The sequence below is a fragment of the Paracoccus sp. C2R09 genome, from assembly GCF_018860625.1.
In the GTDB taxonomy this organism is placed as follows: Bacteria; Pseudomonadota; Alphaproteobacteria; order Rhodobacterales; family Rhodobacteraceae; genus Paracoccus.
On record NZ_JAHKQB010000023.1, the window covers coordinates 40780 to 52886 of the forward strand.

Sequence of the window (12107 nt, forward strand, 5' to 3'; positions counted from 1 at the left end):
ATTGGCGTCACCGGCAATGCATCATCGGCGAATGAGACTGGCAATCGCAATCGCCCTTCTGGGCAGTCCCGCCATCGCCGATCCGGCGATCGTCGAAGCCGTTGACGCGACGCGGTCTGCGAATGGCTGGCGCTTCGACGTCACGCTTCGTCATCCCGACACCGGCTGGGACCATTATGCCGATGCGTGGCAGGTCCTCGACGCGGACGGCAACGTCCTGGGGCTGCGCGAACTGGCGCATCCGCACGAAACCGAGCAGCCCTTCACGCGCAGCCTGTCGGGGGTGCAGATACCTGACGGCATCGATACCGTCTATGTGCAGGCCCGTTGCCTGATCGACGGCTGGGGCGACAAGCCTGTGCCCATCGCCCTGCCGGAGTGATCGGATCAGGCCTCGGCCTGAAGGGCGCGCTGCACCGCGGGCCGCTGCTGCATCCGTTCGAGGAATGCCTGAAGCCGCGGCGGCAGGTCGATCGGCACCCGCGCGGCAAAGCGGCAGATGTAGAACAGGGCGCCATCGGCAATGCTGAAATCCCCGAACAGGTAATCCTGATCGCCCAGCATCGCATCCAGCCGGTTCAGCCCGTCGCGCACGACCTCGGCTCCATGCGCCTTCAGCTCGGCCTGAGCCTCGGGGTCGGACACGAACTTGCCCGTCGCCAGAAGGAAGGTGTATCCGCGCATGTGGACGGTCCCGACCATGTAGTCCAGCGCCTCGAGGATGCGGGCCTGGCGTTCCACGTCATCGGGCAGCAACCCTGCTTCGGGGAAGGCGCGACCCAGCCAGAAGGCGATCGTCTGGAATTCGGTCAGAACCGTGCCGTCATCGCGCATCAGCGTCGGCACCTTGCCCTTGGTCGAAACCGCCTGGAAGGCCGCCTGTTTCTGCGCGCCGTCCTTGAGGCTGACCACCTCGGTTTCGAAATCGGCGCCGATCTCGGCCATCAGGACATGGATGCCCGTCGAGCATGATCCCGGATAATGATACAATTTCATCGTGTTGATGTCCCTGTCCTCGAATGGGTCGAGCACCCTGCGCAACCTCTGGGGCCCTTGATTGGCACGAAGCGGGCATGTTTGCCAATGGCTTGACGGGCGCAGGGTTCATATGAAGACCGAACCGGCATCGCGTTGCATGATTTCACGTCATCCGCGTCAGTCGCCGCCTTGGCTGCTTTGGATCGGCGATGACCGGGAACCCACGCCTTCAGGGCGTTCGGGCCGGCCCGTGCCCATAAAATCGACAACTGCCGTCGATCCCGGGCATGTGAACGCGGGGGCATTGAATTTTCGCGCAGGCAGGCGCATGGGCACCACCAAATACCGCGCCCGGGGGTGCGGCACCGCAAGGTAATTTTTCGGAAGGTATTGAAATGACCGAGATCGACAGGCGTCCGCGGATTGTCATCATCGGCGCGGGCTTCGGCGGGCTGGCGGCGGCCAAGGCGCTGAAGAACGCCCCCGTCGATGTCGAGATCATCGACAAGCGCAACTATCATCTCTTCCAGCCGCTGCTGTACCAGGTCGCGACGGCGGACCTGTCGCCCGCCGATATCGCCTGGCCGATCCGCAGCATCTTCTCGAAGCAGAAGAACGTCACGGTCACGCTGTCCAAGGTTCTGGATATCGACACCGAACGGCAGGTCGTGCTGCACGAGAACGGTGAAAGCACCTATGACCATCTGATCATCGCGAACGGGTCGTCGCATTCCTATTTCGGCAAGGACCACTGGGCCGCGAACGCGCCCGGCCTGAAGCGGATCGTCGACGCGACCGAGGTGCGCCGCCGCGTCCTCATGGCCTTCGAACGCGCCGAGCTGTGCGAGGACCCCGAGGACCAGGCACGAGAGCTGACCTTCGTGATCGTAGGTGCCGGCCCCACCGGGGTGGAACTTGCGGGCTCGATCGCGGAACTGGCGCATGTGACCCTGTCCGAGGATTTCCGCAGGATCGACCCCGACGATGCCCGCATCATCCTGATGGAAGGCGGTCCGCGCATCCTCTCGGCCTTCCCCGAGGTCCTTTCGGCCAAGGCCGAGGAATCGTTGCGCAAGCTGGGCGTGGAGGTCCGCACCGGCGTCATGGTCGAACAGATCGAGGACGATCATGTCGTGGCAGGGGGCGAGACGATCCCCGCCTCGACCGCGATCTGGGCCGCTGGCGTGAAGATCGAGAACCTGAAGCAGTGGCTGGGTTGCGAAACCGACCGCATCGGCCGCGTTCCGGTCCAGCCCGACCTGAGGGTTCCCGGCCTGCCCTCCGTCTCGGTCATCGGGGACGCGGCCAAGGTCGCGTGGAAGGACGGCATGGACGTGCCGGGCGTCGCCCCCGCCGCCAAGCAGGAGGGCAAGTATGTCGGCCGTCGCATCGCCGCCGAGGCCCGGGGCGAAAAGGCCCCCGCGCCCTTCCGCTATCGTCACATGGGCAGCCTTGCGACGATCGGACGGAATTCCGCCATCATCTCGTTCGGCAAGATCAATCTCAGTGGCTTTGTCGCCTGGCTGTTCTGGGGGCTGATCCACATCTACTTCCTGATCGGCGTGAAGCGCCCGATCTTCGTCGCAATGAGCTGGTTTTCGAACTATGTCTTCCGCTCCAAGGGGTCGCGCCTGATCACCGGGATGGAGGCCCTGCGGGCCGTGCGCGCCCACGTGCCGAAACGCCGCTGAACAGCGGCGCGGCAGGCGGGTACGGGGCCGCATATTCGGTGGGGGCCCCGATTGCATAGGGGCGCTGTCGGCCCCGCCATCGACACAGGCGACCGAGAGTGCGTGGGGCGGTTCGCGATACTTAGCATCCGGGCGAACGACATGCAGTCGCTTTTCGGCTGCTCTCCGCTCGCGTCGCCCTTTGTCTCTTACGGGGTGCCGGGCTATTTCGCATCGACCGCGCTGGCGCTGCGGATCCGTTCATTGCCGGGCATGAAGTCCGACGGCGCCCCCCTAGGGATGACGGGCATCCACTGGTGCAGCTTCCTGGTGGTCTGAGCCTTGCATAGCGTCATCTTCTGGCGGGGCACGTCATGGATGGAAGCCTTTCTGAACATCGCGGGGGGCCTTCATCTATGGCGAGGCGCTGATCAGTCCGACCGTGATCGCCACGCGGACCGACAGCGTCATCCTGTCGATCACCGTCACCTTCTTCGCAGCGACCATGGGCATCAATCGCGTTGCGAACTTCATCCCTTCGAACAACGGGATCGCGAACCTCGCGCGCGGGCTAATCGGGGCGGCGTTCAGGGGGCTCATCAATCACCAGATCGCCATCGGCAGGCTGGAGATCTGGCGGGCATTCAGGAACCCCTGTCCGCGGCGGGGGTTGGCAGGGCGAAGCGATACGCATGAAAGGTCCCGCCATGAACAGCCGCACCGCCCTTGTCGACGATATCCGGATGCGTTGGGAGGAAACCGGATCGGGCGATCCGGTCATCCTCGTCCATGGCATCCCGACCTGCCCCGCGCTCTGGCGCGACGTCGCACCGTTGATCGAGGGGCATCGCGTGCTGGCCTGGGAAATGCCCGGCTATGGCGCCTCGATCCCCGAGGGGGAGGGGCGCGACATCTCGGTCTCGGCGCAGGCGGATTACCTGGTGGCCTGGATGCGCGCCATCGGGATCGAACGCGCGGCCCTTGTCGGTCACGATCTGGGTGGCGGGGTGGTCCAGATCGCGGCTGTCCGTCACCCCGAGATGTTCAGCGGGATGCTGATCACCAACGGCATCAGCTATGATTCATGGCCCGTTCCGCTGATCAAGGGCGTGGCGATGGCCGGGTCGATCCTGCAATATGCGCCGGATGGATCGCTGCATGCATTGCTGCGCATGATCTATGGCAAGGGGCACGAAACCGATGCCGCGGCCGAGGCCGCCTTTGCAGCGCATGCCGGGCATTATGATGCGCATGGCGCGGCCGAAGCCTTTGTCCGGCAGGCCAAATCCCTGAATGTCGAGGATACGAAGGCCGTTGCGGACCGCCTGCCCCTGCTGGACATGCCCGCGCGGATCGTCTGGGGCGCGGCGGATGATTTCCAGAAGATCGAATATGGCGAACGCCTGGCGAAGGACCTGCGCGCGCCCTTGCGCCGGATCGAGGGGGGCAAGCACTTCACCCCCGAAGATCATCCGCAGCTGATCGCGGAGGAAATCAACCTGCTGCTGTCCGACATCGCGTCCCGAAGCTGATCCCGGGCCGCATCGGCACCATCTGTAGAACCTTAGTTGGGTTCACTGCCGCCACCGCCGCGCGCAGATAGGCGTAATGCTTCCCTGCCGCGACCGGGCATCGCGAGCCTTTTAAATATGCCCGGTCGATTGGCGGTTCGGCTCTCAGCCACACCGTTATAAATTCGTCGACCGCATACCCCCGTGCGCACGCGCGGGGCGACGCCTGGCACTGCCGAAGCGGGCCGATCCTGCCTATTGGCCTCGCCCGCCGCACTCGCCTGCACATCCGTGACGGCCCCCGCAGAACGCTAAGACGCGTTCACGAAACCGTGATCTTCGTAACGCTTCATCACCCTCTGGCGAAACGGACACCATGGTTCGTGCTGGAGGATGACGATGTTTCGACCCCTGATCTCTGCGACCGCGCTCTCGTTGGCGCTGGCAACCGGCGCCCTTGCGGGCGAGCAATATGTGGATGGCACCGGCTATGCGGTCTCGGGATACGATGTCGTATCCTATCACGACTTGCCGCAGGCCGAACCCGGCGGCGCGCAGCCCGCCCCGTCCAAGGGGCTGAAGCAGTTCACCGCAAGGTATAACGACGCGGTCTTCGCCTTTGCCTCGGCTGCGAACAGGGACCGGTTTCTGGCCGACCCCGAGGCATTCGCCCCCCAGTATGACGGGCACTGCGCCTATGGTGTCGCCAAGGGTGGCAAGGTTCCGGGCAACCCGAACCTGTGGCGCATCGTGGATGGCAAGCTCTATCTGAACATCACGCCGCGGGTGGTAAGAACCTGGGAACGGGATATCCCCGGCTATATCACCCTGGCCGAGGACGAATGGGGCGAATTGGAGGGCGACACGGCCTCGAACGACAGGATCCCCGGCTTTACGGCGACCGTCCCCAACTGACGCGACAGGGCATCCGCCGCCCGGCGGGTGCCGCATCCTTCACGACAAGGACAGCCCATCGATGAATACCGATATCTGCGACGCCAGCGTCAGCATCACCGACCCGACCGCCCTTGCGGAATGGAACGCCACCATCCGCGCCTTTATGGCCCATGGCAGTCAGACCCCACTTCATCTGGGCAAGGTGCTGGAGCTGGAGCCGGGCTTTGCGATGGGCCATGCGGCCAAGGGGCTGTTCAGCCTGATGCTGGGGCGGAGCGAACTGACCGTGGTCGCGCGCGACGCGCTGGCCGTCGCGGAACGGGCGCTGGCCCAAGGGCAGGCACCGCTTCGCGAACGCCTCTGGTGCCGGGCGTTGTCCGCGTGGCTGGCCGGACGCCCCTCGGGGGCCATCGCGCTGATGGAGGAGGCGCTGATGGACAACCCCCGCGATACTCTGTCCGCCAAGATGTCCCATGCCATTCGCTTCGTTCTGGGCGATAACCATGGAATGCGCCGCTCGATCGAGAGGGTCCTGAATGCGCATGGCGACGACCACCCGCTGCGCGGCTTCGTCCACGGCTGCCATGCCTTCACGCTTGAAGAAACCGGCGAATATGCGGCCGCCGAAGCGGCAGGACTTCGCGGGCTGCAATCGGCACCCGACGATGCATGGGGGCTGCATGCCGTCGCCCATGTCTATGACATGACCCACCAGCCCGAACGCGGCATCGCCCTGATCGAGGAAAACGCGGGCAGCTGGCTGCATTGCAACAATTTCCGCTATCACGTCTGGTGGCACAAGGCGCTGCTGCATCTGGACCGCGGAGAGCTGGAAAAGGTCGTCCAGCTCTATGATACCGAGATCCGTCACGACCGGACCGACGATTACCGCGACTTCTCGAATGCCAGCTCTTTGCTGATGCGCCTGGAACTGGAGGGCGTGCATGTGGGCGACCGCTGGCAGGAACTGGCGGACCTGGCCGAAAAACGCGCAAGCGATGCCTGCGCGGCCTTCGCGGACCTGCATTACATGATGGCCCTGACGCGCGAGAACCGGACCGAGGCCACCCAGACCATGCTGGAGCGGTTCCACCGCAATGCCGCCGACCCCGAGACGGAAACCCTGCGCATCATCGCCGAACCCGGCCTGACAGCCGCCGAGGGGCTGGCGGCCTATGGCGAGGGGCAATACGGCGCGGCCTTCCGCAACCTTGTCCAGGCGCAGCCCCGGATGCAGACCGTCGGCGGCAGCCATGCCCAACGCGACGTGTTCGAGCGGATCACCATCGACGCAGGAATGCGCGCGGGCTATCTGTCCGAGACCGAGGCCCTGATCCGCAAGCGCACCGCGCTTCGGGGCGGGATCGAGGATGCCTTTGCCGCCGCCCGCATGGAACAGCTGAGCGTCGCGATGCGTCGCGCCTCGGCGTAAGATCGGAAAGAACCACACAGCGCATGACCATGGCCCCAGACATCGCCCAGGCCGGGCGGCTGCCCGCCGCCAAGGTGGCCCCCGCCGTCACCGCCGCCCGTGATCCGCGGCTGGATTTCTTCCGCGGCATCAACATGTTCATCATCCTCATCGCGCATGTGCCCTCGAACTGGCTGACGCTGTGGATCCCGGCACGCTTCGGCTTCTCGGATGCGACCGAGGCCTTCGTGTTCTGTTCGGGCGCGGCATCCGCCATCGCCTTCGGTCGGCTGTTCGAACAGCGCGGAATGGCCCTGGGCACGGCGCGGGTCGGATTTCGCATCTGGCAGGTCTACTGGGCACATATCGGTCTGTTCATGGCGATCGCGGCGACCATGGCCATGCTGAACGGGCTTGGCACGTTCGAGAGGGACTATGTCGGATCGCTGAACCTGCATCCGTTCTTCAACGACCCGCTGACGAACCTGCCCGCGCTGCTGGGGTTGTTCTATGTCCCGAACTATTTCGACATCCTGCCGATGTATCTTGTCCTCCTGGCGCTGATGCCGCTGGTCATCTGGCTGGCGGGCATCTCACGGCTGCTGGCGCTGGTGCTGGTCGCGGGGCTGTGGCTGATCGCGAATATCGGTGACGTGAACCTTCCGGCCGAGCCGTGGTCGGACCGCCAGTGGTTCTTCAACCCCCTCGGCTGGCAGCTGATCTTCTTCACGGGCTTCGCATTCTCGGCGGGTTGGATACCGAAGCCCCCCGTGGACCGCCGGCTGGTGGCTGCGGCTGCCGCCATCGTGCTGATCACCGTGCCCTTCGCCTATTTCCGCATCATCAACGCCGTCCCCGAGATCGGCGCATGGCGTTCGGAATGGCGCCCCCTGATCCAGAAGAGCGATTTCGGCATCCTGCGCTATGTCCATTTCCTGGCTGTCGCCTATCTGGCCTGGGTCGCGGCGGGCGAGGCCGGTCATCGCCTGCTGCCCCCGCGCGGACACGGGATGCTGACCCGGGCCTGGCGTGCATGCCTTGCGATGATCATGAAGGTCGGGCAGCAATCGCTGGCGGTCTTCATCGCGTCGATGTTCATGGCCCGGCTGATGGGGGTCGCGCTGGATCAGGCGGGGCGCAGCAACTGGACCATGCTGGTCGTCAACCTGACGGGCATCCTGCTGCTGATCCTGGTGGCCCATGTCGCGGGCTGGTTCAAATCCCACCCATGGCGCAAGCGGGCGACCTGAATGGATCGTCGTTCGGTCATCATGGGCATGGCCGCCGCCTTTGCCGCCGCGCCGGTCCGCGCGGACGAACCGGGCCTGACGTTCGGGGCCGGGCAGCCATTCTCGGTGGACGATCTTTTGGCCCGGGCGCGACGGATGGCCACGCAACCCCATGCGCCCGGGCCAGAGATCCCGCAGCCATGGCGCGACCTTTCCTATGACCAGTACCGGATGATCTGGTTCGACGGGCGCAACGCCCTGTGGCGGGACGGACAGGCGCCCGTCCAGGTGGACCTGTTCCCGCCGGGCCTGTTCTATCGCCGCCCGGTCGATATCGCGGTGGTCGAGGACGGGATCGCCCGCCCCGTCCGGTTCGACATGGGCGTCTTCGACCGGACCGACCGCTTTCCCGACCTGCCGATCGACGACACGCTCGGCTATTCCGGGCTGCGCCTGCGGGCCGAGATCGAGAAGCCCGGCATATTCCAGGAATTCGCGGTCTTTCAGGGCGCAAGCTATTTCCGGGGGATCGGCACCGGGCAGATCTACGGCCTGTCGGCGCGCGGTCTTGCCATCGACACCGCCGAACCCACGGGCGAGGAGTTTCCCGAGTTCACCGCCTTCTGGATCGAGCGCCCCGCCAAGGGCGCCGACACCACCGTCATCCACGCCCTGCTGGACAGCCCGCGCGCGACCGGCATCTACAGCTTCCGCATCCGCCCCGGCGCGGTCTTGCGGATGGATGTCACCGCCCGGCTTTTCGCGCGGGCCGAGCTGCGCCATGTCGGGCTTGGTCCACTGACCTCGATGTTCCTCTTCGACGAGACGATGCGCGAGCGGTTCTCGGATTTCAGGCCCGCGGTCCATGACAGCGACGGCCTGCTGATCCATAACGGCGCGGGCGAGGCAATTTGGCGGCCCCTGTCCAACCCGCGCGAATTGCAGATCTCGGCCTTTCTCGATGACGGGCCGCAGGGTTTCGGGCTGATGCAGCGCGCGCGGGCCTTCGGCGATTTCGCCGATCTGGAGGCGCTCTATCATCGGCGGCCGGGGCTGTGGATCACCCCCGACGGCGATTGGGGCCGCGGGTCCGTGACCCTGGTCGAGATCCCCGCCGACCGAGAGGTCTATGACAATATCGTCGCCTATTGGCGCCCTGCCCGACCCCTGGCGGCCAGCGACGAGCTGAGCTTCGGATACAGCATGTCATGGGGCGCGGACCCCGCCCCCGCGCGCGATCTGGCGCGGGTGACGAATACCCGGATGGGGCGGCACATGCAGGGCGACGATTTCGTCGTCACCGTCGATTTCGAACCGCACCCCGCGCTTGCCGGCGATCTGTCCGCGATCGGGCACATGGTCCGCAGCAGCGCGGGCAGCACGACCAAGGGCGTTCTGCAGCGCAATCCGGATACGGGTGGGCCGCGCCTTGCCTTCCGCTTCACCCCCGGCGGTGCGGGGTTGGCCGAACTGCGCGTGCAACTGCGCGATGGCGACCGCCCGCTGAGCGAGGCCTGGCTCTATCGCTGGACGTCCTGATCCTCGTCCAGCCCCAGTTCGCGCCGGATGGGATCCGTATCCACCCCGAAGCGCGGCGGCGCGCTGCGATAGGTGACGGGCGTGCGCGACAGCTTCAGCGGATTGCCCAGCAGCCGGACATGCCCCTGCGCGGTCTCGGGCGCGTCCATCCGGACGGTCATCTCGCGCGCCTGCGCCTGATCGGACCCGAGCGCCTGGGCCAGATCGTTGATCGGACCGACAGGGACCTTCACCGCCTGCAACTGCGCGACGATCCAGTCCACGGATCTGGCTGCCAGCAACTCGCGCAGCACCGGCAGCAGCGCATCGCGATTGATCAGCCGGGCCGAGTTCGTGGCATAGTCCGGATCGCCCGCCAGATGCCCTGCCCCCAGCACGTCGCAGAACCGCGCGAATTGCGCATCGTTTCCGACCGCCACGATGACATGCCCGTCCGAAGCCTCGAACACGTCATAGGGCACGATGTTCGGATGGGCATTCCCGCGCCTTTCGGGCAACCTGCCGGATGTCAGGAAATTCGTGCCTTCGTTGATCAGCCAGGCCATCTGCGCATCGACCAGCGCAAGGTCGATATGCTGCCCCTCGCCCGTGCGATCGCGGTGGCGCAGCGCCGCAAGGATGCCCACCGTCGCATACATCCCGCACATCACGTCCGCGATGCCGACGCCCACCTTCATCGGCGGGCCTTCGGGCGCGCCCGTCAGGCTCATGATGCCGCCATATCCCTGCGCCATCAGGTCATAGCCCGGCTGGTCCCGGTTCGGCCCGGTCTGGCCGAACCCCGAGATCGAGCAGTAGACGAGGCCGGGATGCCGCGCCAGCAGGGTGGCATGGTCCAGCCCGTATTTCACAAGCCCGCCGGGCTTGTAATTCTCGATCACCACATCGGCGCGGGCGGCAAGGGCCGCGACCAACGCGCGGCCTTCCTCGGTCCCCAGATCGGCGGCGACGGATCGCTTGTTGCGGTTGGCCGCCATGAAATAGGCGCTGAGATCGCCCGTGCCGCCGTCCTTCAGCGTGGCATAGGGCGGACCCCACCCCCGCGTGTCGTCTCCCCCGGTCCGCGGGTTTTCGATCTTGATGACGGTCGCACCCAGATCCCCCAGAAGCTGCGTCGCGGTCGGTCCGGCCAGGATGCGCGACAGGTCCAGCACGACCAGCCCCTCCAGCGCCATCGGCGTCGTCTTGTCGGTCATATCACAGCCGCCCGTCATAGGATTTCCGGTCGATCACCGCCGCGATGACGGTAAAGCGGGTCTCGGCCATGGCCGTTTTCAGCGCATCGCGCAGTTCGGCGCGGCAGCGGACGGTATGCCCCGCCCCGCCGAAGGCCCGACCGATGGCCGCGATGTCGGGACCGTCGAAATCGACACCGTTCGATGTCAGCCCCATCTGCCGCTGCTTCAGGTCGATCAGCGCAAGACTGGCATCGACGAAAACGACGAAGATGACGGGTGTGCGCAGCTCTGCCGCGGTGGCCAGTTCGCCCGCCACCATCAGGAAGCCCGCATCCCCGGAAAACGAGACAACGTGACGCTCGGGCGTGGCCAGTGCGGCACCGATGGCCAGGGGCACCGCGCAACCCATCGTGCACAGCCCCGACGATTGCATCAGGCCACGAGGCTCGGTGCAGCGCCACATCTGCGACAGCAGGATGCGATGCGCCCCGCTGTCGACGGTGGCCAGCGTGCCGTCGGGAAGGCTGGTCATGCAAGTGTCGACGATGGCGGCGGGGCCCCATTCCTCGTCCCGCGGAAAGGCGGTCGCCATATCGTCCTGCAACCGTGCGATCCGATCTCCGGGCCATGTGGCGCGGGGCGTCACCCCAAGCGCCAGCGCGGCCAGCGTCGCCCCGCAATCGGCCACGAAGTTCACGCGCGCCTGGTGCATGTAGTGATGGTTCGGTGCGGCGGTGATGTCGATCACCGGCACCTGCGAGGGGTCCCAGGGATCGCGCCATCCGACCCGCATCTCGATCGGATCATAGCCCACGCAGATGATCAGATCGGCCTCGGCCAGCAGGGGCAGCAGCAGCCGGTCGGCCTTGGGCGATAGGCCCGCCGCACCAAGCGACAGGGGGTGATCCTCGGGGATCAGGCCCTTGGCCTTGTAGGTCGAGATGACGGGCGCGCCGAAGGTCTGGGCGAAATCGCGGATCGCGGCGCCCGCATTCTGGTTCATCGCATCCAGACCCATGATGACGATCGGGCGTTCCGCATCGGCAAGCCAGCGGCGTGCCTGCGCCAGATCCGCCCCTTCGGCCGGAACGGTCGGCGCGGCCGGAATGCGGTCATGGGACGGGCGGGCCTGAACGGGCGCGGATGCGACCGAGATCGGCACGTCGATATGGACCGGGCCGGGACGCCCCTCGCAGGCAATGGCCACGGCCTTGTCAGCAATCGCCGCCGCCGCGCCCGCATCGAAGGTGAAGCTGGCCTTGGTCACGGGGCGGAAGACCTCTCGCTGCTCCAGCACCTGGTGGGTATAGGTCGCGGCCTCGGCGGTATCGATGGCCCCGGTCAGCACGATCATCGGCACACGGTCCTGGCGCGCATTCTCGACCACGTTGACGGCATTCAACGCACCGGGACCGACCGTGGTGACCAGAAGCGCGGGCGCTCCGGTGCGGTGATAGACCCCTTCGGCCATGAAGCCCGCGGCATTCTCATGCTTGGCCAGCACGAACTCGATCCCCACGCGGGCCAGCGCGTCGATCAGCACCAGAACCTCGCCACCCGGCATCCCGAAGGCGATGCGGCAGCCGGCGCGATACAGCCGCCCTGCCAGAATGTCCGCCGCCGCCATGCCGTTGTCATCATGCCCCATCCGTCATTCCTTCGCCTTTCCGATTGCATTCGCCTTCCATTCGCGG

Annotated in this window: 11 protein-coding genes; 8 read left to right on the plus strand and 3 right to left on the minus strand. The window is 66.0% G+C overall.

All coding sequences use genetic code 11. From position 1 onward, the window contains the following. Nucleotides 1-31 precede the first annotated feature (31 nt). The gene (locus tag KO490_RS08290) at nucleotides 32-382 is read left to right on the plus strand and encodes a hypothetical protein (RefSeq protein WP_216018945.1); all 351 of its coding nucleotides are present in this window, start codon (nucleotides 32-34) and stop codon (nucleotides 380-382) included. Nucleotides 383-387: 5 nt separating this feature from the next. Here the strand turns inward: KO490_RS08290 and KO490_RS08295 are convergent, their stop codons facing one another. Beyond that, the gene (locus KO490_RS08295; RefSeq protein WP_216018946.1) at nucleotides 388-996 is read right to left on the minus strand and encodes a glutathione S-transferase family protein; all 609 of its coding nucleotides are present in this window, start codon (nucleotides 994-996) and stop codon (nucleotides 388-390) included. A gap of 377 nt (nucleotides 997-1373) precedes the next feature. On the opposite strand from KO490_RS08295, the gene KO490_RS08300 reads away from it, so the two are divergent. The 7 genes from KO490_RS08300 (at nucleotide 1374) to KO490_RS08330 (ending at nucleotide 9235) form a co-directional block, all read left to right on the plus strand. After that, a complete protein-coding gene (locus tag KO490_RS08300; protein WP_216018947.1) occupies nucleotides 1374-2669 on the plus strand; it encodes an NAD(P)/FAD-dependent oxidoreductase in 1296 nt (431 codons plus the stop codon). A gap of 141 nt (nucleotides 2670-2810) precedes the next feature. Beyond that, on the plus strand, nucleotides 2811-2987 hold the full coding sequence (locus tag KO490_RS08305; protein ID WP_216018948.1) for a hypothetical protein: 177 nt from the start codon (nucleotides 2811-2813) through the stop codon (nucleotides 2985-2987). Between the two features lie 368 nt (nucleotides 2988-3355). Next, entirely contained in the window at nucleotides 3356-4180 is an 825-nt protein-coding gene (locus KO490_RS08310) for an alpha/beta fold hydrolase (RefSeq protein WP_216018949.1), read from the plus strand. A gap of 378 nt (nucleotides 4181-4558) precedes the next feature. Further along, entirely contained in the window at nucleotides 4559-5074 is a 516-nt protein-coding gene (locus KO490_RS08315; protein ID WP_216018950.1) for a YHS domain-containing (seleno)protein, read from the plus strand. Between the two features lie 61 nt (nucleotides 5075-5135). Continuing rightward, entirely contained in the window at nucleotides 5136-6488 is a 1353-nt protein-coding gene (locus KO490_RS08320) for a tetratricopeptide repeat protein (protein ID WP_216018951.1), read from the plus strand. Nucleotides 6489-6511: 23 nt separating this feature from the next. After that, nucleotides 6512-7717: an OpgC family protein gene (locus KO490_RS08325; RefSeq protein ID WP_252727080.1), complete on the plus strand. Its 1206-nt coding sequence runs from the start codon at nucleotides 6512-6514 to the stop codon at nucleotides 7715-7717. Beyond that, entirely contained in the window at nucleotides 7718-9235 is a 1518-nt protein-coding gene (locus KO490_RS08330) for a glucan biosynthesis protein (RefSeq protein ID WP_216018952.1), read from the plus strand. Here the strand turns inward: KO490_RS08330 and KO490_RS08335 are convergent. Next, on the minus strand, nucleotides 9217-10431 hold the full coding sequence (locus KO490_RS08335; RefSeq protein WP_216018953.1) for a CaiB/BaiF CoA-transferase family protein: 1215 nt from the start codon (nucleotides 10429-10431) through the stop codon (nucleotides 9217-9219). The two genes, KO490_RS08330 and KO490_RS08335, sit on opposite strands and share 19 nt — an antisense overlap. A gap of 1 nt (nucleotide 10432) precedes the next feature. Next, nucleotides 10433-12061, minus strand: coding sequence for a thiamine pyrophosphate-binding protein (locus KO490_RS08340; RefSeq protein ID WP_216018954.1), 1629 nt, complete (start codon nucleotides 12059-12061; stop codon nucleotides 10433-10435). Nucleotides 12062-12107 lie beyond the last annotated feature (46 nt).

What these genes read in the sequence shown, in the direction of transcription:
- KO490_RS08290 (WP_216018945.1), top strand. Translation starts at nt 32, where the DNA reads ATGAGACTGGCAATCGCAATCGCCCTTCTGGGCAGTCCCGCCATCGCC.
- KO490_RS08295 (WP_216018946.1), bottom strand. Translation starts at nt 996, where the DNA reads ATGAAATTGTATCATTATCCGGGATCATGCTCGACGGGCATCCATGTC.
- KO490_RS08300 (WP_216018947.1), top strand. Translation starts at nt 1,374, where the DNA reads ATGACCGAGATCGACAGGCGTCCGCGGATTGTCATCATCGGCGCGGGC.
- KO490_RS08305 (WP_216018948.1), top strand. Translation starts at nt 2,811, where the DNA reads ATGCAGTCGCTTTTCGGCTGCTCTCCGCTCGCGTCGCCCTTTGTCTCT.
- KO490_RS08310 (WP_216018949.1), top strand. Translation starts at nt 3,356, where the DNA reads ATGAACAGCCGCACCGCCCTTGTCGACGATATCCGGATGCGTTGGGAG.
- KO490_RS08315 (WP_216018950.1), top strand. Translation starts at nt 4,559, where the DNA reads ATGTTTCGACCCCTGATCTCTGCGACCGCGCTCTCGTTGGCGCTGGCA.
- KO490_RS08320 (WP_216018951.1), top strand. Translation starts at nt 5,136, where the DNA reads ATGAATACCGATATCTGCGACGCCAGCGTCAGCATCACCGACCCGACC.
- KO490_RS08325 (WP_252727080.1), top strand. Translation starts at nt 6,512, where the DNA reads ATGACCATGGCCCCAGACATCGCCCAGGCCGGGCGGCTGCCCGCCGCC.
- KO490_RS08330 (WP_216018952.1), top strand. Translation starts at nt 7,718, where the DNA reads ATGGATCGTCGTTCGGTCATCATGGGCATGGCCGCCGCCTTTGCCGCC.
- KO490_RS08335 (WP_216018953.1), bottom strand. Translation starts at nt 10,431, where the DNA reads ATGACCGACAAGACGACGCCGATGGCGCTGGAGGGGCTGGTCGTGCTG.
- KO490_RS08340 (WP_216018954.1), bottom strand. Translation starts at nt 12,061, where the DNA reads ATGGGGCATGATGACAACGGCATGGCGGCGGCGGACATTCTGGCAGGG.